We start from the raw sequence: 23,907 nt of genomic DNA, 5'->3' as shown, positions 1-23,907 counted from the left end.
CCTCGAATGGACAAGCGCCTGCCCAGCCAGCGCACAGGCTCATATGGTGTTGCAAGTCAGTGACCCCATCGCTGAAGCGAGGGGCTTGCGTCTGGACTCCACCGCAACTCGGCATACCTTGAGAGGCGTGCCGCTTTGGCTTCGCTGTCCGACGTATCAGGGGCTACCGACAACAGCCCCGTTCTGGCCCAGTCTTGCCAAACCAGAAGCGTTCGCAGCACCAGATTCCTCGCTCCCACCAGATCCGCATGGAGCGTGTAATGGCAGTTCTGACAGACAAAGACGAGGCCCTTGCCTGGCCGATTGGCCCGCGCGGTGTGCCCGCACCTGGGGCAAGCCTGGCTGCTGTAATCGGCATCGACTTTGATGGCCACTGAGCCGGCGAGCATCGCCTTGTAGGCAATCATGGCCTGCAGTTGGGCAAAGGACCATTGGGAGCGCCGCCGGTTTTCCCTGCGCTGCTTGGGGGAGACCAGCTCGCTGCTTTTGCCTTGCTTTGTGCGCCGGTGCTTCTTTGGCTTGGTGCGCTCTCGAATGTCTGTTAGCTCTTCCAGCCCGATGAGGGACGCGGGGTGCCTATGGATGATGCGCTTGGAAATGCAGTGGTTGGTCTCAGCTTTCAACCGTCTCTCTCGCTGCTCAATCGCACGCACTTTGCGCATTGCGCCGCGAGTGCCTTTCTGCTGAAGTCGTTTTCTCAGGCGGGTGTAGTGGTCAGCTTGGGCAACCGCCTCTTTGCCCAAAAAGAAGAGAGGATCACCCGAGCCAGTAGTGGTCGAGGTCACCGCCAGGTACCGCCGTCCGACGTCCACCCCAACCACTTGGGGGAGGTCGCCTGGCTCGGGGTCGGGCAGTTCCAGGGAGAGCGCCACCAGCAAGTAGAAGCGCTTTTTCCGCTGGTCATACCACAACTGCGCCGTACCGATGGAGGTTCCCTGCTCGATGAGGGCCACATGGCGCTCGTAGCCGCTGTAGGGAAGGATCAGCCGACCGGAGAGGGTCAGGACCGAAACGCGCTGCTCGGTTTTGAAGCCGTAGTCCCGGCCCTGCTGATAGGTCACGGTGGGAGAGAGATAGCGGGGCGGCTGGTCGAGTCCTTTGTAGCGTTTCTTGGTCACCCCGGCCTTGCGGCTGGCGGCATGCTTTTTGTATTTGGTCCACAAGCCCTTGTAGGTCGCTCCTACCTGGCGAGGGACAGAACAGGCCATCTGCGCCGGCAAGGCGTAGAGCACCCGAAGCTCTTGATAGGTGCCCTCCTGCAAGCGCCTTTTGCTGCTCATTTTGCCATGTTCGAAGGCGTAGCGGCTGACATAATTCAGCGCGTCGCGATAGGCCAGCTGCAGGTTACGAAGCTGGGCGAGCTGCTCGCTGGTGGTGTGCAACTTGAGTTTGGCAATGATGGTTTGTTTCATAGTCTACTTTTCTTTTTGCGGGGCAGCGAACCGGAAAGGCTCCCCCTCCGTTGCCCCACTCCGACAAGGAACGCCTGCTTCCTCCCCGCGTTTGAAAACGGGGGCATCCGCAGGCGATGTCCGGTGAAAACGGCAACACCATGAGCCTCTGACGCAGATACCCTCTGTGAACCATATCTTGGCAGCAGACCATATGACGAAAAACACCCGAAAATCACACAGGGCTTCCCTGTATTTACAAAAACAGTGCGAAACACTCCGCCTCTGGAGCGGTTTCTCCATATGCTATATGGTGAATTCCTACGATTCGCGCTGATTCTCTCACGTTCGCCTCAAAAGTGTTGCGGATTTGACCTTATTTACTAATCAATTTGATATCCAGCGATTTCCCGGCCAGCGCCAATTGCTCAGTTACCGCTAGGTCCTCCTGGCTGGAATCCGGATCGCCGCTCGGATGGTTGGAGCAGATGAGAATTGCTAGGCGATTGCGGACATCGCAGGGCGAAATAACTCTGCTCCCCCGCAAGACACTGCTGTTGACCGTTCCGCGATACATTACGTGATTTTAGGCCATGGTTCTTGGTATCGATGACCAGAACGCGCATTTGTTCATGTTGTTTGGCTCCGTGTAAATCAAGGCACCTGCCGACCCCTTGATTTACACGGGGTCAACAAAAAGAAAAAGATGAGATACAGGCTTAACCTGTACCTCATCTTTTTTGTATGTGTTAGTAGATTTATCTTTGCTGTTGGTAGGGGGTCTGCATGTAGCTCGGTTGGCCGAAGTAGACCCGTGAACGTCGTTGACCAAACAGCAGGTAGAGTAACGGGCCAACGAAAGGAATCAGCCAAATGAGGAGCAACCAGCCCAGCATACCAAGAGCCGAATGGTCATCTTGCAGCACCATGACCGTTTCTATTACGTGGCCGACGAGAGGTATAAAAACTATAATGAGAAACAATAAGCTATTGAACAAACATCCGCGGTTGCCTGACATTTTTCTATATCCTCCATGCTATAAATCATTTTAGGTGTATAGCGGGTTACTGACACAGCTACTAACAATTTTGTATTCTAAGCATTGTGTATGCTTCGATGTGCGATTTTTTCTTGCCTATAGAGAATACGGATAGAGAAAGCGGGGCGTTGCAGATAGTCTTTCGCGGTCGATGTAGCCCCAAGAAAAAGTGGATACAGGACGGACTTGTATCCGCTCGCATGTCTTTGCTCCTCGGAAACATTATGCTTGTGCCTCAACGTTCTCTGTTTGGTGTTCCTGTTCCCTGTAGGCGTCGAGAACAGGTTTGACAATAGTGGTGTATTTCGCGTTGCCCCAGCGAAGATGTGAGCAGATTTCCCGCCTGGGAATGCCCTGAAGATAGGCGTCAATGACCTTGTTCCTCTCCTCCTCGGAAATAGGGGGAACAGCGGGGAGCAAGGATACAAGCTGGTTCTGCTGCTGGTCGGTCGCCGTGGCTACTTCGGTGAGTTGCGGTGTTCCTGGTATTCCCGTCTGTTCCTCGGAAACAGTGGTCTGATACAGGATCGCCCGCAATTCGTTCAGTAATTCTGGCGTAATCACAAGTGTTGGCTTTGACTTTTGAGGCTGCTGATCGTGGGTCTCATTCTGGTGCATGCTGAAGGAAACATTCTTGAGCCTGCCCACAAGCAGGAAACCGATAACAGCCACGGCGCGTAATCCGGTTAACATCCAGAGAGGAATAATCCCTGAGATGCTTTGAGAGGTAACGGGTAAGCCAGTCGCGTGAGCGAGCGCGTCAAAGTGGGTCAGTAGTCCGGCCACAGAGGCAAGCATCGCGGTTAAGGCAAAGTAGATTCCCGCTTTGATCTTGTATCGTTCGCGTGCAGCCTGGAAACCGTTGACAAAGACGATTCCCAAGCTGCTATCAATGGCGAGCGCTTGCGCCCAGGCCCAAGCAACTGACAGCGGGGTATGATCTTGCATGATACTGCCATCTGTTAGAAAGTTCGCGGAACTGACAACGACACCTGCAGCTAATAAAAGCTCGCTGGTCTTTGCCGCAAAGTTAAAGACGAATTTGATTGTTTCGTCATACCAGTGCAGGGAAGCAAAGGTTTTGATGGGAGTCTCATCCTGAGCGCTCATTCGGCATTCCTTTCTATCGGCAAGAAAACATGGCACATCCCGCCGTGTGCCTGGCGCCCGCTTCCGATGGCGTAGATTTCAGCGAATGCGATGGTAAAGCCAGGTAAGATGTGCTCAAGCTGAGCAATTGCTAAGCGTAGCGTGGCTTCATAAAATGCGAGTGGTGCGGTATAATAGAGCTCGTTAAGCTCTTGTAACTGCTGGGCGATGATTGCCTGATGTGGATTACTCATTATGCGACTCCTTCTGAAATCTGGTTGATTGAGCGCAAAATGAGGAGCGTTTCACGAAGATTATCTCTATGGTCAAAGTAGTGTAATGTTGCCCCTGCTAGGACACATTATCGAGACCGTGATGATTCTGGAAGATGAGCACTCTCCAACTGGAAAGCTGTTGTGGCTGCTGATCGTCTGGCTGCTGCCCTTTGTGGGTCAGTTCCTCTACCTGCTCTTTGGGCAGCGTCCGCCTTCTGGCAACTACGTGAGATTCGCTCAGCCCAGCTATTAGGTAGCGTTATCCCTAAAGGCTAGACAAGGTTCCTATCGTCTTAGCCAGATGACTATGATACGCAAAGGGAGCGGCAGTACTGCTGCTCCCTTTGCGTATTGCTTACACCAAAGATTGGCTCTTCTATTTTTGATGTATTGGCCTATGCATTGCTGCTGATTGGCTGGTATAGTTAAAAGAAAGCAGGTGTGCATAGTCTGTTTACAGGGGAGATTGGTGTCAACCAATGAAGGGAAAAGACGCATGGCCCATAAATTTGAGCAACCACAGGAGCATTCACCGTTGCCCCTGTTTACAGCTTCGGTATCGGCAATGATTCAGCTTGAGCGCTCGAATGGTGTACCACTCTATCGCCAGATTTACGAGCGCTTGCGTAATGCGATCCTGGGTGGTGAGCTTCCCGAGGGCACGCGCCTCCCTACCGAGCGCGCCCTGGCACGAGAGCTGCATGTCAATCGCACAACGGTTATGAATGCCTACAATGAACTGGCGAGTGAGGGCTTGATCGAGGGGCATGTTGGTCGGGGAACGCTGGTGAAGCGCACCTATTTGGCACGAGAATTGGATGATGAGCCATTTGAACAGCATATGCCCTCCTGGTTGTTTAGTCTCTCCGCCGAAGAGGAACTGGCCCTGGGACATGATGCGCGCCTGATGAGCGAGATTACCGCATTGGGAGATCAGCAAGAGGTCATCTCCCTGGCGGCAGCCACGCCTGCTGCGGGCTTGCTTCCGGCTGAACTGTTACGCGAAATAGTGCAGGATGATTTACTCACCGCGCGGCAGAGCGCGCTCGGGTATTGCCCGGTCGAAGGTTTACAGAGCCTGAGGCGTGGCATTGCTGAACGGATGCGTAAGCATGGTGTGCCCGTTGATTTTCAACATATCCTGGTGCTCTCAGGCTCAACGCAGGGGATTGGCCTTGTGGGACGTTTCTTGCTGCATCCGGGGGACGAGGTGGTGGTCGAGGTGCCTACCTACCTGGGCGCGATCCAGACCTTTCGCGCGCTTGGTGCCAGGGTCATTGGGGTCCCAATTGATAATGAGGGGATGCGCCTGGATCTCCTGGAAGCCATCTTAGCTCGTCGCAGTCCGCGTCTTATCTATACGCTGCCCACCTTTCAAAATCCTACGGGCGTAATTATGTCACCTGCGCGCAGACGACGCTTATTGGCATTAGCACGACGTTACCAGGTTCCTATTCTCGAAGATGACCCCTATGGCGAGATTTATTTTGAGGGTGAAGCGCCCCAGCCCTTAAAGGCCCTGGACACACGCGGAGACGTGCTCTACCTCAGTACCTATTCAAAGCTCCTGGCTCCTGGTTTGCGTGTGGCCTGGCTGGCCGCGCCAGAACCCCTTATCGAACGACTCTCACTCCATAAGCAAATTTTTGACCTCAACACGACGGCCCTGGGACAATGGCTGGTGTCAGAGATACTCCAGCGCCAGATGCTGGACCCTCACCTGGCCAGGGTGCGCCAGCAGTATCAACGGCAGCGCGATGTCATGTTTCAGGCTATTCAGGAGTACTGGCCGGCAGGAACACGCGTGACGTTGCCGCGAGGCGGCTTCCATCTCTGGTGTCGCCTCCCAGGAGATATGCGCGCGCGAACGCTTTTACGAGAGGCCGCCCAGGAGGGAGTCGCGTTTGTTTTGGGAGAGCCTTTTCATATTGATGGTGGTGGACGACAGTATATCCGCCTGAGCTACGCCGTAAGCGATGAAGTGCAGATCAGGGAGGGAATACGGCGTATAGGGCTGGCCATGCGCCGTATTCAGAGTCGACGTTCACCACGCGATGAACAGGAAGGACTGCACATTGAGCGTATGCCCATGGTGTAATCCAGAAGAATTGGATCTACGAAGCGGAAACGATAGCGTAGCGATCAGTCTTTCTATACATAGAGGTTTCCTTAAGTTTCTCTGCCAGGGCCAGGCGTGCCACGTAGTACGAGGCGCGTAAGCGCTGTTGATCGCTATATGCCTGGGGTGGGTGAATATGAGTGATATCGACATTATGGCGCCTGAAGGCCTCGACAAAAGCTGCCAGGTCATCAACCAGCTCGCGAAAATGGCAGATGGCAGCCTTTTTTTGTACAGGAGGAAGCGTAAGAATTGCCGCAACCAGCTTATCCAGCAGTTCTTCGAAGGCGACGCGTTGTAGTACCTCATACAATGGATCACCCATGCCCTGGCTAAGGGCTAGCAGTGGCACCCCTTGAGGTTCTCCCTCGTCGTTTGTTTGCAGGGGATAGGTAGGCTGGCGTCGTCGCCAGTGATCGGTAATTTCGTTCTTTATCGCGCGCTGGAGGTAGGCCTGGGGATGCTCAATGGTTGTACGAGGGAGCAGACGAGCCAGTTTTATGAGCACACCCTGAGTAATCTCATCGCATTCCCATTCCGCCAGGTTCTGGTTGGCGAGGCGGTGTGCTAGCCTACGAATACACGGTTCCAATTGTACAAGGATGACATCTACAGGAGCGTTTGGATCAAATGAGAAGAGAGCTTGCTCGTTTTGCATGCATCACCTCGTGAGAAGTTGCGAAACGCTTACTGTGTTTTTATCATCGCTATTAATATTATGATCAATATATTCGTAAAAATCAATATAAATATGTTATAATATTTTCTGTGGTCAGATGAAACTAAAGAACTTGTAAGCTTTCTGATGCGAGAAATTTGTGGTATATTACATATTGTCTTATTTTAAGAAGGGCTTCGTAGGAAAAGAAGTGTTTCGTGCATACAGCAAGGAAGAGAGTACTGCACATGACCGAGACATACGCAAGCCTGGACCTCTCCCCCTGGCGCCCTACGCCTACCACTATCTCGCCTGAGTGGCGAGATTTCATCACGATGGTAGTTCGCGAAGCAGAAGGGCAGCCAAAGCCACCTTATGCCTATGTATTTAACGTGCGCTATGATGCACGACGTGTTGGCGATCAGTTGCGTGACTGGGGTCTACCCGAGCCTGTGGTCATCGCTGGTTACCTGCGTTCCTATGATGAGACCTTGCTGAGCCACGTGACGCTTCCTGGTGCGGAGAAGGTATACGCCCATTTTAAGTCCTCCCTCCACTACACCCGCTACATCGAGGAAGAGCAGCTTGCCAATCTTCTGATTCCGCCCTATCCTGACCTGGGCGCGCTATTGATTGCCCTGGTTGTGCATTACCAGGCGCTCTGTAAATTAAAAGAGCATACAACACATCAACCTTTGGCTGGTAAGTTGCTGGATGATGTCCAGAGTGCTAAGAGGACGCTCATTCATATTACCAAGCGCCTGGGCCTGTGGGATTTTAAGCGCCATATTGAAGATATTGCTGAGGAGCTGATTCACCCAAAGACATTTTTAGAGGATAAGCAGCGCTACGAAAAAATTTTCGCGCGCGATATGGACAAAATTGAAAGCTTAAGATCAATCTTCGAACACTTTTGTCAGGAAGTCACTGATAGACCGGTGCATGTCGTGTGGACACCCTGTGGCGTTGCTGGGTTGAAGCGGCGAACTCAGGATACGCATACCACCGCGACTTCTCAGAAAGAACGGCTGTATGGTTTTGACCTTGTCAATTTTGATGTGATTGTACCTGTATTTTACGACTGTTATTTAGCTATGGGAGCTCTGTTCCAGTTGGGTACGTTGCAAGATCGCGTGAGTGATCAAATCGCCCATCCTAAACCCAATGGCTATTGTCATCTCTCCTTTGGCCTGTCGCTTGATCCCTCGGCTCAATCTTTACGGAAGCTATCATGGTTGGCACCAGATGGAGAAGTAACCTATAACTGTTTTTTTCAGATAGGCACGAAAGTAACTCAAGCTGGTGTTTATTATGGCTGCTTGAATGAGAAGATCTATGCCCTATATGATGAGTCACAAACTGCCCGTAGTGATGTGCCAAGCATGCATAGCATAAACTCGCGGTCAACCTGGTTTAGTGAAGAGGGCAAGATGTATGCCGCAATTAAAGATGGCATGGAAAAGGCAGGGAAGCTAGATGAAGACGATATAACGTCCAATCCTATTATTGTCTATGACAAGAGTCATAATCATCGCCCTGTACGTCTTCCCAAGGGCGCTACGGTTTTAGATTTCGCATATAAACTTGATCCCGACATTGGATCACGCGCGGTAGAGGGCTTCATAAATACACGTAAATCGGAATTGTACAACGAGTTGAATGCTGGCGACATTGTGGAGATCAGGACCGCGCGTGAAACGCAGGTGAAGGCGTACTGGTTGGATGATAAGTATGCAACCTCTGACAAGGCGCAGGCCCACATTCGATCGCTGCTAAAACAAGAGCTGCATAACTTTCGTAGTTATGAACTCATTCGTGAAGCGCTTGAGTTTTATCACTATCCACTTACACTTGAGGAGTTAGATGAGGAGCTGCGTCTGCTGGTGACGCGTCAGAAACTCGGCACACGCCAGGCTTACCTGGAGTTGCTTAACAGCAATGGTAAAGATCCGCACACACCCGAGTGGGCAGCGCAGCAGATTATCCAGCGACGTGCTGAGCACAACGAGACCCATACGTTAGAGGTTACTAAAGAGACGGCTGATCTCATCCCCCAGCCTCTCCTGGGTGACTCTTACTCTCATCCGCCGCGTTTATGTGGAACTTGCCAACCTATTTACTCTAAGCAAGCAATCGTCGCGTATAGAGGGAGAAATAGTCATGAGTTAGTCGCACATACCCTCAATTGCTCACATATGACACGGCTTAACGATGAGCAACGCGCGCGGTTAATTCCCTTGCAGTGGCAGTATCGTCCATCAGCCTTTAAAGTTGCTTTCTTCGTGCTGGCAGAGGATCGGCGTGGCCTGGTACTAGATATCGCTAAGAAACTGCGCAGACGCCATTGCTCCCTGCTCTCCATTAACGCGGACGCGATCTTGAAGTTTAAAAAGGCGGAAGCACGCTTTGTGACGGAACTCTATGAGTACCGCGAGGTGGCAGAGATCATCAGCGACCTGAAATCAATTAATGGTGTGACCTCGGTCGAAGTTGATGCGGCTCGTACTGTTCCCTACATTTATCAGCGTATACGTGAGCACCAGCAAGAGAAGCCTATTCAACTCCAGGATGAGCACTGGCGCGATAGGCTCTCCTCGCTTGGGCCTCGTTCCGCAACCCTGAGGAATGCCTATGATATCTCGCGCCCAGCCTCCTCGAAGATGTTCTTTGGGCGCGAGAGCGAACTGCGTTATCTGGCGCGGGAGCTTTGTGAAGGAAGCGAGGGGAAGGCGGTTGTGCTGTATGCCCCTCGTCGTTCTGGCAAATCATCGTTATGCAAAAATTTTCTTGGCCGTCATATTACTCCTCCTGCCTGGGGTGTCTTCTATTCCCTGCAAGGGGCGACACGCTTTAACGAGGAGCGTATCTTACGCGATATGGCGGGCGAGATTGGCGCCAGTTTCCAAGAGCATTTTAATCGTCCTGCGCCCGAGTGGGACGCTCTGGATCAGAGCGATGTACAAATTTGTTTTCGCCGTTTTATCCAACGCTGTTTAGAGCGCGCGCCTGGTTCACGCCTGGTGCTGGTATTGGATGAGTTTGGAGGGGCTTTGCAGGCATACGCAGACGGTGTATTGGAGCTGCGCTTCTTTACCTACTGGCGAGAATTATTGAGTGTTATCTCGCAGGTGAGTTTGCTCCTTGCTCTTCCTACCAGCTCCCACGCCCTGCTAGCCTCTGAAAAGTTTGTCAATGCCTTCAGTTTCGCGCAAAATTTGCCTATGCCTTTTCTAGATCAGGCAAGTGCAGAGCGATTACTGACGGAGCCACTACGAGAATTGCGGGTGCTTATCTCCTCTCGAACGGTGCATCAAGCTGTCCAATTAACAGGGGGCAATCCCTACTATATGGCCCTGATCGGGATGCAGTTTGTGCGCCTGCTTAACGCTCATGCGCAGAAGCAGCAGGTGACGGATGAAGATTTGCAGTTGGCGGTAGATCATATCATCGAGGCCGGTGGTGAGCAGAGCTTTTCATATTATCGACAAGAACTGCATGGTGAACTGGAGCCGCGTATTTTAGATGAGATGCTTGAAATTATGGCCTATTCGAAGCACACCATGATTTCATTGCGGCAACTGACGAAAAACTTCGGGATGGCTGAAAGAGAGATTCGTCCTGCCTTAGAGCGGATGCGCAACAGTTTGATACTCGATGAACACGTGGGAGGACGTAACACAAGTAATCCTGAATATACTTTTAAGATTGAACTGGTCAGGCTCTGGCTCATGCGTAATCGCTGGCTGCTACAGTCTTAGATAAGGAGGAAAGGAGTATGCTTATGTCGGATGTACACTCCTGGCGCACATTATTTAACCCTTTCAGCCCAGGTGATATGCCCGGAACCGGCCGTGTTTCTGGTCGTAGCACCGATATTAGAAATCTGATTGCTAACCAACAAAGCGCCATTATCTTGTCTGGATCTCCTCGGGTGGGCAAAACGGCTTTTGTCCGCTACCTTAAGGGCGTGTCTTCTGTAGGCTGGTCCTGGCGTGATGAAGTAAGCCTGCATGATCTACGCGAGCAGTTTGCGCTTGGCCAATTGTATTTTACCCAGATAGACCTGACGACCCTGGAGAACGCGCAAAGTGCGCAAGAGCTACTCACTGCCTTCGTGGCTGAATGTAAGAGAAGCCTCGATACTCCTTACGATGGAGAGAAATTGCCATCTCTCTCCCATGACATTAAGGGTTTGAGGTCGTTGCTGCGCTACTACGCGCGCGAGTTTCCAGAGGCGCGTTATTTTGTGATGCTTGATGCAGTGGAGCGCCTGGCGCGTCTAGATATGACCATCCCTGAGTTGGAGGGGAGCCTGGCTCAGACTCCGCAGGAGCGAGGAATCGCTTTGCTCAATCACTGTGGGGCTATTCGTGTCCTGGTTGATTTAATTGATGAGTTTGCGAATTTTGGCGTGATTTTCTCCATTCAGAGCCTGGCACGACCAAGACCCACAGACCAGTTTATCCATGTATCGGCCGATCTGGCACGTTTCACGACGACTGTCCTTCAATGCCTGACGCATACCGATGCCCTGGCTTTTTTGGGTCAGTGTCCAGAGGATTTTGGTGAGGAGTGGGCGGAGACTTTTTACCAGCTGGGTGGACAGGAAATATTTACGCCTGACGAGCAGCAATGGTTATATGAGCAAGCGGGGAGCCATCCTTATATGTTGTTGCAATATTGTTATCATACCTTTCATTTCAAACAATTGTATGCCACGCAGTCTCAGCAGTGGCTAGAACTGCCCATTGAAGGTCGGCAACAACTGGGTGAGCAGGTGAATAGTGCGGTTACAACCTTTCTAACTCTGCACTGGAAGCGTTTGCTAGAGGCTATCGAAAAGGGAAATAGCGAGACGAAGGCTCATTTCTTTGAATTCGTACGTGTATTTGAGGCTCATAACGCGGATGAAGAGATAGCTCCTGAACTCTGGAATAACCTGGGGGCAGAACTACGCTATATTCTCTCCAACGAAGGCTTGATTCGCTATGAACCTTTCCAACCCGTCTATTATCCAGGCGCGGTCTTGCGAGAGTACCTGCTAGAGAAAGCACGCATGCAGACTCCTCCCAGCAGTCGTGGCTTCTGGCTTACCATTGTACGCCCCTCTAAGACTCCTGAGCGCCTCTCGCTTTCCGAACTGGAGTATCACCTGATCAAAACGCTCAGACAACATCCTGTGCGCTGTAGCGAGGAAGAGTTGATGCATGGAGCCTGGGGAAAACTCATTGAGCGAGCAACCTTTACGCAGCGTATGCATCACTTGCGCAAGAAACTCAAGGATCATAGCGATAATGTTGAACTCATCAGTAATCACTATGGTGGGCTGTATTCGCTGAATCACGCAGATTGGTTGCATCTTGAATAAGATGTTGATGTGCTACTTCGCTGCTGACACAGGAATGCGATAAGTAATATCCTGTTTTGAATGATTGGAATCAATTGTCTTAAGTTGCTTTTCTCTTGGGTATCGAGTTGCTCTCGTGGACAGGAGACGGGATAAGTTATTCAAGTGCGTTTGTGCTATATAGAGATAATGTTCACCTAAGGCTGGAAGATTGTCTGAAAGCACACTTACGGCTGCCCCTACAATGGCCTTCTCAACAATGTAAAACTCCATGATCGGTTCGAGATCTCTTTTGCTTTCAGGTGGAATAATGTCTGAAACATAGGAAAGATATTTATTTAGAAAAAAGCTTATGATATTTTTGGTGGTGGTTTCTTCTTTTTCAAATGATAGTTTCTCTTCCAGATCCATAACCAGCATGGCAACGTCGCTGAGAGGGTCAATATAAGAGAGACAAGGATTAAAGTCGATACAATCAAGGATGCGTAAATGTTTTGCATCTTTGTTTGGAAGTACATCTGCTTTTTGTATTGTCTTGTGGTTATTAGGCAACAACCACAAATTATTTGTTTTGAGGTCGCCATGGCAACGCCGAACATATTTACAGCGCTGCTGAAATGTTTTTCGATATTTTTTTAGTGCATTATCCATAATAGTGAAGAATTCGTCTTTATTAAATTTTTTGGCAACGGGAAAATTTTCTGCTCTCAATGTGTCAATTAAGCACAACTTATTGCATTCCCATTTTTCTCGGAGCGCTTTAATATTGCTGTATTGCCTGGGATCTGACTTGCATGCTATATCAGAGGTATGGATGTTGCTGATTTTTGAGGCCAGGAAATCTAGATCCTCTTCACTGCCGAAGGCTCCTGCTTTTATCTGGTTATCAAGCCGTAAATCTTGTTCAATGAAGTGCATGATGAGTGCATGAGGAACTTTTGAGATGAGGTCTTTTGATGGCTTTGATGTACTAAGCGGTCCAAGCGTAATGCTCATGTCTTGTTCAAAAAAGTCGCCTATGATTGGAGCAACTCCTAGATAAATACCCCGTGCAAATTGAGTATTAAATGCTAGCCCGTTCAGTGTATAGTAGTTGTTTTTGGCAACATCTTTTGTATTATAAACGCAATTTTCAAAGGGAAGCCACCGTTTTATACAATAGTTTTCTTTTTTATCTGTTAATTGTAAAACCTGAGTGGCAGGTGAAATATGAAGAGAGTGAACAGAGTATGTTTCGGTTTTTGTAAAAGGGCCTTCCGCTAGAGTAGTTGTTGATGTGGTAGAGGAGGAAGGCTGTGACTCTGAAGAGTCTTCTGTAGAAGTGCTTGAGAGCGCATCTAGTGTGGATGTTTTTACTGCATTAACACTTATCATGATAATACCTACTATCTACATTTTTTATGCCAAAAGAGCATAAAAAAATAAAAAGAAGCCATAAAAATAGCCTAAGAATAGACTAGAGCCACATGGGGTGATGAAGAACTCCCTGTTCGAGCTCAATTTCTCAAGCTTCTCTGAGCTCTTAACTGTGCAGTGTAACGCTGCCATAATATCATGAGGACAATGCGCTGTAAATGAAATGCATTAAAAACTACAGATAGTCCTATGTGTCTAACAAGAAGCGTAAATATGTATTTGTGATTTTTCCTATGAAAAAGATTTTCTTAGCCTGTGCTCGTGTTTTTCGGCACTATGCAGATAGGCAAGGCTGGAGTAGTATCTATGTTCAAATAGCGCACACATGTATACCTGGATCATCGCTTTCTCAGTAAGATAGAACTCGGTGAGTGACTGAAGTTCCGTTTCTGCGCTGTGGAGATAATTCTGCCAGAACAGGTCAACTAGTTGTTCTGGCGTATCGTCGAGTAGGCGTCCATGTTGCCGGACTGCTGTGAGGTGGGCCTCTAGATCCATAGCGAGCATGGCGATATCACTCATTGGGTCGATGTGGGCAAATTCGTCTTTGAAGTCGATACAGTCGAGAGCTAAGAGGTGCTGGGTCTGGTGTGGTGGGGTATGGGTAAGCCAGAGATTGTTGACTTTAAGATCTCCATGACAGCGCCTGGTAAAGACCTGGCGCTGCTGAAAATGCGCACTATGGTTGTGGAAGTAGGTATCCATGGTATCGAGGATCATATGTTGAGGTGTTGCAAAGTCATGTTCTGGAAAAAGGTGCTGAAGCTGGGCAATGGCTTCCTGGAAAAAACTTTTATTTAAGTTCCACTTCTTTTGCAGGATGTTTAGTTGACCCAGGTGAGGGGGAGCATGCTCAAGGTTCTGGTGCATGTGGGCTATAGTGGTGGCCAGAAAGCGCATATCCTCCCTGGTGCCAAAGTTGCCCCTGTGAATCTGATGATCCAGGCGCCAGTTCTGAGGGAGACGCTTCATGACCAGGGCATAGAGCACGCCCTTCTCTAACTGGTCAGGCTGAGGATGCGTAAGTAGTTCCCCTAGTTCAATTGACTGCTGATCTTGAAAATGGTAGATGGGGGCAATCCCGAGGTAGACTCCGGGGGCATGACGCCGGTTAAAGGCGAATCCATTTAGCGTATAGGAGTTGCAGGTGTCGATGTCGCTAGTCACATAGATGTCGTTCTCGAAGGCATGCCAGAGCTTAAGACAGAGCGGTATTATCGCGTCCTGTGACTCAACAAAGAGGATGAGGGTAGCTTGTGAACGTAAGGTGTGCGTAATGGTATGGCGCCCCTGGACATGCCCCTGAATATCTTGAGGCAAAAGGTGATTGGCTGTAAAGTGAGGATGCATATTGGCTGATCCAAAGAAAGACTCCGCGTTTGGTGGGATGGCGAATTGTTCGCTTAAAGAGGTGGAACGCATAGATACCGAGCCCTTTCGTCTCCAACAAATATAGACTTTTAAAAATGGCTTCTAAATGTAGCTTGCGTGAACCTGGCTAAGGAACACCTCTGCTGATGGCTGGCGTATCAGCAACTACAACGAGCGCTTAGCAGATAGCTTTTCAGTATCTAATGTACCAGATATTTATTGTTAATGCAATAGATGCTTGAAATGTCAGGATAGTTTTTTATGTTTTTAAAGTATAAGAGATAATAAAGTTGATAATGTTTCTGCAAAAAACTTGTAAAGATAAACAAATAAGCGGATAGAGAAGAGACTTTACTGCGCTATATACGCCTATTCAGTTGCTTTTAAGGGGAGGCTGGATTGTTTACTCAACAATATTGTTTGACGAAAGGAAAAATCGCTGTGTTTTGGCCTTGACAAATGATTTCCAGGTTGTCTATACTTATGGGTAACAAGTTTAGAAACACAATCGCACATTTGTACAATCTATACACGCAGTTACATGAAGAACTGCACTCATCCAGAGAGGTGGAGGGATACGGCCCTGTGAAGCCCGGCAACCCGCTGCAATGTCGCACGAAGGGTGCCAATTCCGGCAAAGCTTTGCTTTGCAAGATGAGGGGAATAGCGAGGTAGCGAAGCCCCTGAAGAGGGGTTTTTTGTTACCCAAAAATAGGGCATAGAAAAAAAAGCTTATGAAGCTCTCTCAACACCGTGTGAAAACTGGTAGAAAAGACGAAGAAGAGGACGAGTAAATGTTATGGGTGGCTACAGCGAGTTGACGATGATGAGAAGGTCAGCGCCATTCCAGCATTGAATATGACCTCGGAGTCGCAGATTGAAAAGGTTGCGCACAAACTGTGCAGTACCGAGTAGATCGAGCCGTGTGGCTACGTTATCAGCCAGAGTGCCCCACAAATGTTATCGTGGATTCTATGGCACTCGTCGAGGTTGACGCTGTGAAGCGTTGACAAATCAGGGTGGTACCGCGAAGACGTTTACCCTCGCCCCTGGAGTGGGTGAGGGTGTTTTTTTATCCTTCACCCTTCGGGTATAGCATATGAATACAGTGTTTCTGCTGCATAAAGTCAGAACAAGTGTAGGGTTGTGGCATGGGTGCTCTCGCTTAAGCGATGGCGCAAGTGATAGCTGGCAACCAGAAGAAGGAGCGCATGAATGGTAGCACAGATAAACTATACCAAAGGGTTTTTGACTCCAATTCGTGAAGGACAGAGCACCGGCACCTATACCCTGGATCGTTTGCCATTACAGCGTGGGGGACTCCTGGGACCAGTCACCCTGGCATATGAGACCTGGGGGACGTTAAATGCCCTGGGAACCAATGCCATTCTCGTGACCCATGCCCTGACAGGGGATGCGCATGCTCATGATAGCGAGCATCCTGATGATGCCAAGATAGCGTGGTGGAATCCCTTGATCGGTCCGGGACGCCCCATTGATACTGATCGCTACTTCGTGATCTGCTCAAACGTACTGGGCGGCTGCAGTGGAAGTACTGGACCAGCCTCAGTTGATCCTCGTACTGAACATCCTTATGGTATGCGTTTCCCGATTATTACTATTCATGACATGGTGCGCGCGCAGCATACCCTGGTGGAGCACCTGGAGGTGCGCCAACTGGCTGCCGTGTATGGCGGTTCGATTGGCGGACAGCAAGCCCTGGCCTGGGCTGTGTTGTATCCAGAAATGGTGCAGCGTGTGGCCGTCATTGCGGCCTCTGGCAGCCTTACTGCTCAGGGAATCGCCTTTAACGAGGTGGCGCGCCAGGCAATTATGGCGGACCCACAATGGAACTGTGGCGACTATGCTCCTGGTCGCGGTCCCGCTACCGGCTTGAGCATCGCCCGTATGCTGGCGATGATTACCTACCAGAGCGAGGAATCAATGGAGCAGCGCTTTGGGCGGCATGCAGCTCGCAGAGAAGAGGTGGTATCACCGACAGCCCATCCCGATCTGGGTGGACGCTTCGATGTCGAGAACTACCTCTACCATCAGGGCGAGTCCCTGGTGCAGCGCTTTGATGCTAATAGCTATCTCTACCTGAGCCGAGCGATGGATCTCTTTGATATCAGTGAGGGCTTCTCCTCACTGGATGCAGCCCTGGCGCGTATTCGTAGCAAGGCGTTGTTTATTGGTATTAATTCTGATTTTCTCTTCCCGGCCAGGCATGTGCGGACGCTTGCTGAGAGAGTGCGCCAGCTTGGTGGGAATGCAACATATATTGAATTAGCTTCACCTCATGGACACGATGCCTTCTTGAAAGAGTGGGCACAAATGACTGTGGCATTACAGCAGCTTTAAACGTTTGGCTAACAGCTTCTAAGGAGTACGACTATCATGGCTTTGAATAGTGATCGTGAGTATGGTTTTGAGACACTGTCGCTTCATGCAGGTCAGGAGACCGCGGACAAAGCAACGAATGCCCGCGCGGTTCCTATTTATCAGACAAGCTCTTATGTCTTTGACAGCCCTGAACATGCCGCCAATCTCTTTGCCCTCAAACAGTTTGGTAATATCTATACCCGTATTATGAACCCCACTCAGGATGCCTTTGAGCGCCGTGTGGCGGCGTTGGAAGGCGGCGTGGGCGCGCTCGCAACCTCTTCGGGCCAGGCGGCTGAAACATTGGCGATTCTCAATATCGCGGGCGCTGGTGATGAAATTGTATCGTCCGCAAGTCTGTACGGTGGGACATACAACCTGCTGCACTATACCCTGCCCAAGCTGGGTATTACTACGCATTTTGTCGATAGCCGCAATCCTGAGAACTTCCGCGCGGCTATTAACGCTCGTACCAAGGCTATTTTCGCGGAGACCGTGGGAAATCCCCGCCTGGATACATTGGATATTAGCGCCGTGGCCGCGATTGCCCATGAGCATGGCCTGCCGCTGATTGTCGACAATACACTGGCAACGCCCTACCTGGTCCAGCCGATCAAGCATGGCGCGGATATTGTGATTCATTCAGCGACCAAGTTTATCAATGGACATGGTACCTCCATCGGCGGCATTATTGTCGATAGCGGTAAATTTGACTGGGCTGGGAGCGGACGCTTCCCTGGACTGGTTGAGCCTGATCCCTCTTATCATGGCCTGCGCTATGCGGAGGCGTTTGGACCCCTGGCTTATATCCTCAAGGCACGTGTACAGCTACTACGTGACCTGGGTGCGGCAACAACGCCGTTTAACTCCTGGCTCTTCCTGCAAGGTCTGGAGACGCTGGCCCTGCGCATGGAGCGCCATAGCCAGAACGCGCTGCGCATCGCGGAGTTCCTGCAGTCGCACCCTGCTGTAAGCTGGGTGAGCTATCCAGGCCTGCCAGATCATCCACAACATGAACTGGCGAAGAAATACTTCACTCACGGCTATGGGGCGATCCTTGGCTTCGGCATTAAAGGTGGTGTTGAAGCAGGCAAGCGCCTGATTCAGCATATCGAACTCTTCTCGCACCTGGCGAATGTGGGCGATTCCAAGTCACTGATTATTCATCCCGCTAGCACCACGCATGCGCAGTTGACGCCTGATGAGCAGATTTCAACGGGCGTCACGCCAGATTTCATTCGCCTCTCGATTGGTATTGAGACGGTTGAGGATCTGATTGGCGATCTGGACCAGGCGCTGAAAGCGGCTGTGAGCGGAGTTGAAGAATTGTCAAATGTATAGCAGATGAGGTTTCGTGAGCGGGAAGACTACTCCAGGGTTAAGGAGTTAGCCTCCCGCTCATGAAGGGCGGCAGGATGCCTTGTTTGAGGGGAACGGTAAAGAAAATGCAACACGCGGTTTGTGTTCTCAAGTTTGGTGGAACCTCTGTTGGCAATGGTGAGCGTATTCGGCAGGTAGCGAAGATTGTGGCGGATCATGTCGTCGAAGCGCGAAGTGGCAAGGATAGCCCCACGCCTGTTGTGGTGGTCTCGGCGATGTCAGGTGTGACCGATCAATTGCTCCGCCTGGCCCGCTATGCCTGTACTGGTACGAATGAGGAGTGCGCGCGCGAGCTAAAGCAGTTAAAGCAGAAGCATTTTGACGCTGCCGCCGAAGTGGTGGAGCTGCGCGAGCACCAGGCTCAACTCCTGGGCAACCTGCTTTCGACTCTTGAAGCTCTGGAGCAAGATGTGAAGGCGCTCCAACTCGTTGCCCAGCAGGGGCAAGATGTCACGCTGCGTACCGCGGCTGTTGCGGCCTATGGCGAACGTCTCTCCGTTTTGCTGGTTGCCGCGGCTGTGCGCGACCTGGGAACAGCCGCGCAGGCTATCCAGAAAGAGATTATCATCACCACACCTCCTCAGCTTAATGATGGCACTCAGCCCTTTGGAGTCGTTGTGGGTGCCGAGCCCTTGCCGAGAGAGACCGCTGAAAACGCGCATGCCCTGATTGATCCCCTGCTTGCAGAGGGGGTGACCCCTATTGCCTGCGGTTTTCTTGGTCGGACCCTCATAGGTTATGTTACAACGCTTGGGCGCAATGGCTCGGATTACTCGGCGACGGTTATCGGGGCGGCCCTTGATTGCCAGGAGGTCACGATCTATACCGATGTGGATGGCGTACTGACAACGGATCCCCGTTTGATCGCGAACGCGCGTTTACTGCCGCACTTGAGCTATGCTGAGGCGGCTCGCCTCTCCTGGTTTGGCGCCAAGGTGCTACACCCTCGCACCTTGATTCCGGTGGCCCCGCGTAACATTCCAGTGCGGGTACGCAACACGTTTCGCCCGCATCTGCGTGGCACGGTGGTTGGGCCAGTGGTGAATGGTGTCAATGGCTTAAGTGGGGCGCGAGCGATTACCGTCCGCCGCAACCTGGCGTTAATTACGATGGAAAGCACGAATCTGTTTGGCGCGCCAGAGAATGCGGGCCAGGTCTTTGAGCTCGCTGCACGCGTGGGGGCAGCGCCTATCGCTATTTGTTCATCCTCGGGTCACCACCTCTCGTTTGTCGTGGAGGAACAGGCAGCGGATTCTATTATCGCGGCTCTACAGCATGATATGGGTGATTGGCTGGTGCGTTGTCGGCGTGCCCTGGCTGCCTGCGCCTGTATCGGGTCAGGCTTTGTCTCAGATCCAATGAGTCCCGCTCATGCTGTCGCCGCGCTTGCACATGAGCGCATCCTGGTCATTGCTCAAGGTTCCTCTGAGCAGGGAATCACGCTTATTGTGGAGGAGAAGGCGAGTGTGCGCGCATTACGCAGCCTGCATCGTGAACTGATCGCACCCGTTATTCCGCTGGTGCGCCATGTGCAGCCCACCACGAAAGAGTCATCGCTTGCTACCTCGGCGTCTCGCGCTCTCTCATTGCAGGATCCTCAGACGGATCGAAAGAATATCGCGGGAGCTCAGCAAACTCTTCCTGCATCCAGCCTACATTAGCAGAAAAAGTATAACAAGATAAAAAAGATGTGTCAAGCGGTTTTATATTAGGAAGTAAGTATGGCTACACAGACTCACAAGCGTATCCCGGTCGCGGTTCTGGGAGCGACCGGAATGGTTGGACAGCGTTTTATTGATTTGCTTCAGGGGCATCCCTGGTTTGAACTGGTGGCCCTGGCTGCCTCCGAGCAGCACGGTGGGCGTGCCTATAGTGAAGCCACGCGCTGGCGCCTGCCCAATAGCGAGATGCCCACTGAGGTCGCGTCCCTGCCAGTGGTGGCCTGTCGTCCGGAGGCGTTACCAGGCGTCAAGGTTGTGTTCTCGGCCCTGCCGGGCGAGGTCGCAGGTGATATTGAGGAGGCCTTTGCCCGCGCGGGCGTGGCGGTCTTTAGTAATGCTAAGAACCATCGCATGGCTTCCGATGTACCTCTGCTCATCCCTGAGGTAAATGCGGATCATATCGCGGCCATCGCCTTCCAGCGCAAGGAGCGTGGCTGGCCTGGCTTTATTATTACCAATGCCAACTGCTCGGCGACCCCTCTGGCCATGGCTCTAAAGCCATTACAGGATGCCTTTGGTGTACGCAAGGTGCTCCTGACAACCTTGCAGGCCATCTCGGGTGCTGGCTATCCTGGCCTGCCCTCCTATGACATCCTCGATAACGTCATCCCCTATATTGGTGGTGAGGAGGAGAAATTGGAGAGCGAGACTCGGAAGATGCTTGGCTCCTGGCAGGAAGGCCAGGGCTTTGTCGATGCTCCTCTGGCCGTTAGCGCGCATTGTACGCGTGTCTCTACACGCGAGGGCCACCTGGAGTGCGCGAGCGTCGAACTGGAGCGCGAGGCAAGCCCTGAAGAGATTATCGCGGTCTGGGAAGGCTATCGCCCCCTGCCACAGCAGCTGGGTCTCCCAAGTGCTCCTGAGCAGGCGCTGATCTATCGGCGCGAGGTTGACCGTCCCCAGACAGTGCGTGATCGCGACGCTGGTAAGGGGATGAGCGCGGTCCTGGGTCGACTCCGTCCCTGCCCGATTTTTAGCTACAAATTCGTGGTGCTGGGACACAACACCATTCGTGGCGCGGCTGGCGGCTCCGTCTTAAACGCGGAACTTTGCTATGCACAGGGATTCCTGACTGATCTCTAAAACTCTTAATAGCTGTAGGGGCCATGTTTGCATGGCCTTGTGCTATCCTCCGCGAGAAAGTCCAAGCAAGCTTGGACCCTACAATGTACTTACGCGCCGTTTATAAAGCCAGCTAGCTAGCTGGCTCCTTTGCTCGCCGTACCTCCCCCGACTTTTCCACTCATTGTTGTCCCAGTATAGCTGCTCGTCCCGCTCCCGGTGCTCCCTGTTGTATGTGCCGCGACCATAACGGTGGTAAAGGCGTTGAAGCTCTCCGCACGCTCCGTTTCAAAGTGCGTAAACCAGGCCGGGATGGATGCTGGCTCCTGCCGCTGGAAGCAGCGTACCCACTGGCGCAGTAAGCCATAGCTGGTGGCATAGGGCAGGTAGCGGTCAAAGAGGCCAGGCTCTACGTTCATATGTGCCTTCGTGCTTATGGCAAGCAAGTGGTCACTAAAACTGTGGCTGGCCTGCGCGGCCTCGGCCCCTCGATCACTCAGGGGAGAGTAGTACAACATAATGAAGAATGATAGCGTGCTGACGGCAAGCAGACCCAGGGCGGGAAAAACAATTGGCCAGATGACCGAAGTTGAACCTACAAGCAAACTGGCGATAATGCCTACCAGGGAGAGCAAGAAGAGCACCATGCTCCCGCGCCCGAAGCTCTGGCGTATCTGCTGGCGTTCGGGGTCGAGGAAGCCGTGCGCCTGTAGCTCAGCCCGTAGCGGCGTGGTGAATGCGTTGGCCTGGCGTTTATACACTTTCGAGAGTTCACTGAGTGGTAGCTCGGTTCGTTCTATGCCGAAGAGCACGTTAAGGAGTCCCTGTTCCGAGGCGGAGAGTGCACCTGCGTAGGGCTGTTTCCTGAGCGCAAACATTTTATACTGTGTAGATTTGGGTGGGGGAACCTCGGCAAAACTGAGGACCCCTTTCTGCGCCAGGTCAAAAAGCGTGGCAAGCACCTGCTTCCAGCCTGGATTGGGATTGACCGCCAGTAGCATCCCACTGAGCGCGGGCGAGAGATCCCTGGGTGGCTCGGTAAGAGTAGGGCTACTCAACGAGGTGCGACGGCGATACCTCCAGCCCAAGAATCCGACTAGCACCGAGCCAAGCAGGGCGACCAGGCCGCCCAGTAGAAGCATGGGTGTCCAGAGAGCGTTTGTTGTCATGCTTTTTCCCTAATAAATGCTTTTTGAGTAGCATAGCGTGCATAGTCCTAAAGTGCAAGCGTGCTTTGAGGCGGAACGAAATGGTGTTATGGTGGCCGGGCATCAGCCCGGCCACCATAACACCATTTCTGCGTGTGAGTTGAAGTGTAAGACTATGAAGTTTTCATGGCCTTGACGAGTGCGGGAACCAGTTTATCGGCTTTGGGTGTGCCCAGGCCGGTGACGGGGTCCCAGCCCTTGATGGCGGGATAGCCTCGGACACGGGCGCCCTGATTGGTATTGTTGCCCAGGATGACATCATTGAAGAGGTGGTCATACTGATCAGATGCCGCCAGCTTATAGAGTGTCGGGTTGATAAAGCCCAGCGGGTGACCCGCAGCCTGGTTGGCGAGCGCCATGATCGCGGCCCAGAGGGGAGCGCTGGCGCTGGTGCCTCCAGCCATATTCCAGTTACCCTTGCGGTAGAAGGCCAGGCCACTATAGGGATCAGCATCGCCTGAGACATCGGGAACACCACGACGCCCTTGTAGCTGCTGCTGAATACTGGCTGACAAGCCCTGCTGAAAATCGGGGATCTTAAAGAAGAGGCTGAAGCCGCCTCCACTCCCACTCCAGGCTTGCTCGTTTGCTCCGGCTGTGTTGCCAGCTTTGCGGTTTACTGTCGTTCCTCCCACAGCGGTTACCCAGGGAGAGGAGGCGGCAAAACTGGTCGCGGGCACGTTGCCCATCTTCTTGTTATCATCCGCGTAGTCGGTCGCGCCCTGGTCGCCAGAGGAGTTAAAGTAGGTGATGCCCATCTTAGTGGTTCCCTTTTGTAAGAGGGTATCCCATTGTTGAAGCTCTTGCTGGCCTGCACTGTCCTTGAGCGTTAATTCGGAGGCGCCCCAGCTCTGGGAGACAATAGAACCAAGGTTGTGGTCCATCACATATTGCTCAAGCGCGCGGAACTCGGGCAGACCAAAGGTGCCCTCGGTCTCGGCTACCGGACTCACCAAAACAACGATTTTGGCTTCGGGAGCCATGGCATGGATAATCTGTACATCCAGGGTGGTCTCATCGCCCCAGCCATCTTTGTCACCGTGGGGATCCTTCTCGGGTATATTAAGAGGCGCAATGACCTTGAGATTGACGGGTGGGAGGCCAAACGCTTTGTCGAAAACATCCATGTCTGCCTTCAAAGTAGGGCTGCCGAAGGAGACGATATCAATAATCGTCTGCCCTTTTCCCGTGAAGCCCTGATCGATCAAGGATTGGATGCCGTAGACCTGGCGCATGCTATAGGGCGTCAGGCAGCTTGAGATGCGCTCAAGTGGTTTGGGACAGGTCGTACTCACGTTGGTGAAGCGATTTTTTCCCGTGGCGGAGGTATCGCCCTGCCCTGAATTCGATGTACCCGTGGTGCTTACGGGATACTCACAGGAGAGCAGCATGAAGCTTAAAAGCAGTAATATGCAGGCGCCTCGTAGTTTAGATAGTCGCATGACTCC

Annotated in this window: 18 protein-coding genes, 1 riboswitch and 1 other annotated feature; of the genes, 8 read left to right on the top strand and 10 right to left on the bottom strand. The window is 51.9% G+C overall.

Annotated elements, in window-relative coordinates:
* Positions 1 to 56: 56 nt before the first annotated feature.
* The 5 genes from KRAC_RS24455 to KRAC_RS24440 all read right to left on the bottom strand — a co-directional run bounded on the left by KRAC_RS24455 (position 57) and on the right by KRAC_RS24440 (position 3,774).
* The gene (locus KRAC_RS24455) at positions 57 to 1,412 is read right to left on the bottom strand and encodes an RNA-guided endonuclease InsQ/TnpB family protein (RefSeq protein ID WP_007911764.1); all 1,356 of its coding nucleotides are present in this window, start codon (positions 1,410 to 1,412) and stop codon (positions 57 to 59) included.
* A 355-nt stretch (positions 1,413 to 1,767) separates the two neighbouring features.
* Entirely contained in the window at positions 1,768 to 1,968 is a 201-nt protein-coding gene (locus tag KRAC_RS79665; protein WP_040444089.1) for a JAB domain-containing protein, read from the bottom strand.
* Between the two features lie 181 nt (positions 1,969 to 2,149).
* Positions 2,150 to 2,320, bottom strand: a complete 171-nt coding sequence (locus KRAC_RS69235) for a PLD nuclease N-terminal domain-containing protein (protein ID WP_157507012.1) — start codon at positions 2,318 to 2,320, stop codon at positions 2,150 to 2,152.
* 333 nt (positions 2,321 to 2,653) lie between these two features.
* Positions 2,654 to 3,541, bottom strand: a complete 888-nt coding sequence (locus KRAC_RS24445) for a hypothetical protein (protein ID WP_007911757.1) — start codon at positions 3,539 to 3,541, stop codon at positions 2,654 to 2,656.
* Positions 3,538 to 3,774: a hypothetical protein gene (locus tag KRAC_RS24440; protein ID WP_007911755.1), complete on the bottom strand. Its 237-nt coding sequence runs from the start codon at positions 3,772 to 3,774 to the stop codon at positions 3,538 to 3,540. Before KRAC_RS24440 ends, KRAC_RS24445 begins: the two co-directional genes overlap by 4 nt.
* Before the next feature lie 121 nt (positions 3,775 to 3,895).
* Here KRAC_RS24440 and KRAC_RS24435 point away from each other — a divergent pair, with 121 nt between their 5' ends.
* Both KRAC_RS24435 and pdxR read left to right on the top strand, forming a co-directional pair.
* Positions 3,896 to 4,048 carry a PLDc N-terminal domain-containing protein gene (locus KRAC_RS24435; RefSeq protein ID WP_169460939.1) on the top strand — a complete coding sequence of 51 codons (153 nt, stop codon included), beginning with the start codon at positions 3,896 to 3,898 and terminating at the stop codon, positions 4,046 to 4,048.
* Positions 4,049 to 4,291: 243 nt separating this feature from the next.
* A complete protein-coding gene (gene pdxR, locus KRAC_RS24430) occupies positions 4,292 to 5,893 on the top strand; it encodes a MocR-like pyridoxine biosynthesis transcription factor PdxR (RefSeq protein ID WP_007911753.1) in 1,602 nt (533 codons plus the stop codon).
* Between the two features lie 16 nt (positions 5,894 to 5,909).
* Here pdxR and KRAC_RS24425 read toward each other — a convergent pair whose 3' ends face one another.
* The gene (locus KRAC_RS24425) at positions 5,910 to 6,572 is read right to left on the bottom strand and encodes an RNA polymerase sigma factor (RefSeq protein ID WP_007911752.1); all 663 of its coding nucleotides are present in this window, start codon (positions 6,570 to 6,572) and stop codon (positions 5,910 to 5,912) included.
* A 248-nt stretch (positions 6,573 to 6,820) separates the two neighbouring features.
* On the opposite strand from KRAC_RS24425, the gene KRAC_RS24420 reads away from it, so the two are divergent.
* Together KRAC_RS24420 and KRAC_RS24415 are read left to right on the top strand one after the other, a co-directional pair.
* A complete protein-coding gene (locus KRAC_RS24420) occupies positions 6,821 to 10,330 on the top strand; it encodes an ATP-binding protein (protein WP_007911751.1) in 3,510 nt (1,169 codons plus the stop codon).
* 23 nt (positions 10,331 to 10,353) lie between these two features.
* Positions 10,354 to 11,940 (top strand): helix-turn-helix domain-containing protein, encoded by a 1,587-nt coding sequence (locus tag KRAC_RS24415; protein ID WP_040444088.1) that lies wholly within the window; start codon positions 10,354 to 10,356, stop codon positions 11,938 to 11,940.
* A 12-nt stretch (positions 11,941 to 11,952) separates the two neighbouring features.
* Here KRAC_RS24415 and KRAC_RS24410 read toward each other — a convergent pair whose 3' ends face one another.
* Together KRAC_RS24410 and KRAC_RS24405 are read right to left on the bottom strand one after the other, a co-directional pair.
* Complete coding sequence (locus KRAC_RS24410) at positions 11,953 to 13,293, bottom strand: hypothetical protein (RefSeq protein ID WP_007911747.1); 1,341 nt, start codon at positions 13,291 to 13,293, stop codon at positions 11,953 to 11,955.
* 273 nt (positions 13,294 to 13,566) lie between these two features.
* Positions 13,567 to 14,757: a hypothetical protein gene (locus KRAC_RS24405; protein WP_007911746.1), complete on the bottom strand. Its 1,191-nt coding sequence runs from the start codon at positions 14,755 to 14,757 to the stop codon at positions 13,567 to 13,569.
* Positions 14,758 to 15,258: 501 nt separating this feature from the next.
* Positions 15,259 to 15,367, top strand: a riboswitch (SAM riboswitch).
* 107 nt (positions 15,368 to 15,474) lie between these two features.
* Positions 15,475 to 15,760, top strand: a binding site (T-box leader).
* 161 nt (positions 15,761 to 15,921) lie between these two features.
* On the opposite strand from KRAC_RS24405, the gene metX reads away from it, so the two are divergent.
* From metX to asd, 4 genes are all read left to right on the top strand, one after another.
* Positions 15,922 to 17,067, top strand: coding sequence for a homoserine O-acetyltransferase MetX (gene metX / locus KRAC_RS24395; protein WP_007911744.1), 1,146 nt, complete (start codon positions 15,922 to 15,924; stop codon positions 17,065 to 17,067).
* A gap of 36 nt (positions 17,068 to 17,103) precedes the next feature.
* Positions 17,104 to 18,429, top strand: coding sequence for a homocysteine synthase (locus KRAC_RS24390; protein ID WP_007911742.1), 1,326 nt, complete (start codon positions 17,104 to 17,106; stop codon positions 18,427 to 18,429).
* A gap of 104 nt (positions 18,430 to 18,533) precedes the next feature.
* Positions 18,534 to 20,129 (top strand): aspartate kinase, encoded by a 1,596-nt coding sequence (locus KRAC_RS24385; RefSeq protein ID WP_007911740.1) that lies wholly within the window; start codon positions 18,534 to 18,536, stop codon positions 20,127 to 20,129.
* A gap of 60 nt (positions 20,130 to 20,189) precedes the next feature.
* The gene (asd, locus tag KRAC_RS24380) at positions 20,190 to 21,272 is read left to right on the top strand and encodes an aspartate-semialdehyde dehydrogenase (protein ID WP_007911738.1); all 1,083 of its coding nucleotides are present in this window, start codon (positions 20,190 to 20,192) and stop codon (positions 21,270 to 21,272) included.
* A gap of 116 nt (positions 21,273 to 21,388) precedes the next feature.
* Here the strand turns inward: asd and KRAC_RS24375 are convergent, their stop codons facing one another.
* On the bottom strand, positions 21,389 to 22,420 hold the full coding sequence (locus tag KRAC_RS24375; protein WP_007911736.1) for a DUF2207 family protein: 1,032 nt from the start codon (positions 22,418 to 22,420) through the stop codon (positions 21,389 to 21,391).
* A 152-nt stretch (positions 22,421 to 22,572) separates the two neighbouring features.
* Positions 22,573 to 23,901 carry a S53 family peptidase gene (locus KRAC_RS24370; protein WP_007911734.1) on the bottom strand — a complete coding sequence of 443 codons (1,329 nt, stop codon included), beginning with the start codon at positions 23,899 to 23,901 and terminating at the stop codon, positions 22,573 to 22,575.
* Positions 23,902 to 23,907 lie beyond the last annotated feature (6 nt).

Source organism: Ktedonobacter racemifer DSM 44963 (assembly GCF_000178855.1).
Lineage (GTDB): Bacteria > Chloroflexota > Ktedonobacteria > Ktedonobacterales > Ktedonobacteraceae > Ktedonobacter > Ktedonobacter racemifer.
This window is presented reverse-complemented; position numbering and strand designations above follow the sequence as displayed.

Bases quoted from the DNA above. Each gene is read 5' to 3' on its own strand.
- KRAC_RS24455 (WP_007911764.1), bottom strand. From the start codon at position 1,412: ATGAAACAAACCATCATTGCCAAACTCAAGTTGCACACCACCAGCGAG.
- KRAC_RS79665 (WP_040444089.1), bottom strand. From the start codon at position 1,968: ATGTATCGCGGAACGGTCAACAGCAGTGTCTTGCGGGGGAGCAGAGTT.
- KRAC_RS69235 (WP_157507012.1), bottom strand. From the start codon at position 2,320: ATGGTGCTGCAAGATGACCATTCGGCTCTTGGTATGCTGGGCTGGTTG.
- KRAC_RS24445 (WP_007911757.1), bottom strand. From the start codon at position 3,541: ATGAGCGCTCAGGATGAGACTCCCATCAAAACCTTTGCTTCCCTGCAC.
- KRAC_RS24440 (WP_007911755.1), bottom strand. From the start codon at position 3,774: ATGAGTAATCCACATCAGGCAATCATCGCCCAGCAGTTACAAGAGCTT.
- KRAC_RS24435 (WP_169460939.1), top strand. From the start codon at position 3,896: ATGATTCTGGAAGATGAGCACTCTCCAACTGGAAAGCTGTTGTGGCTG.
- pdxR (WP_007911753.1), top strand. From the start codon at position 4,292: ATGGCCCATAAATTTGAGCAACCACAGGAGCATTCACCGTTGCCCCTG.
- KRAC_RS24425 (WP_007911752.1), bottom strand. From the start codon at position 6,572: ATGCAAAACGAGCAAGCTCTCTTCTCATTTGATCCAAACGCTCCTGTA.
- KRAC_RS24420 (WP_007911751.1), top strand. From the start codon at position 6,821: ATGACCGAGACATACGCAAGCCTGGACCTCTCCCCCTGGCGCCCTACG.
- KRAC_RS24415 (WP_040444088.1), top strand. From the start codon at position 10,354: ATGTCGGATGTACACTCCTGGCGCACATTATTTAACCCTTTCAGCCCA.
- KRAC_RS24410 (WP_007911747.1), bottom strand. From the start codon at position 13,293: ATGATAAGTGTTAATGCAGTAAAAACATCCACACTAGATGCGCTCTCA.
- KRAC_RS24405 (WP_007911746.1), bottom strand. From the start codon at position 14,757: ATGCGTTCCACCTCTTTAAGCGAACAATTCGCCATCCCACCAAACGCG.
- metX (WP_007911744.1), top strand. From the start codon at position 15,922: ATGGTAGCACAGATAAACTATACCAAAGGGTTTTTGACTCCAATTCGT.
- KRAC_RS24390 (WP_007911742.1), top strand. From the start codon at position 17,104: ATGGCTTTGAATAGTGATCGTGAGTATGGTTTTGAGACACTGTCGCTT.
- KRAC_RS24385 (WP_007911740.1), top strand. From the start codon at position 18,534: ATGCAACACGCGGTTTGTGTTCTCAAGTTTGGTGGAACCTCTGTTGGC.
- asd (WP_007911738.1), top strand. From the start codon at position 20,190: ATGGCTACACAGACTCACAAGCGTATCCCGGTCGCGGTTCTGGGAGCG.
- KRAC_RS24375 (WP_007911736.1), bottom strand. From the start codon at position 22,420: ATGACAACAAACGCTCTCTGGACACCCATGCTTCTACTGGGCGGCCTG.
- KRAC_RS24370 (WP_007911734.1), bottom strand. From the start codon at position 23,901: ATGCGACTATCTAAACTACGAGGCGCCTGCATATTACTGCTTTTAAGC.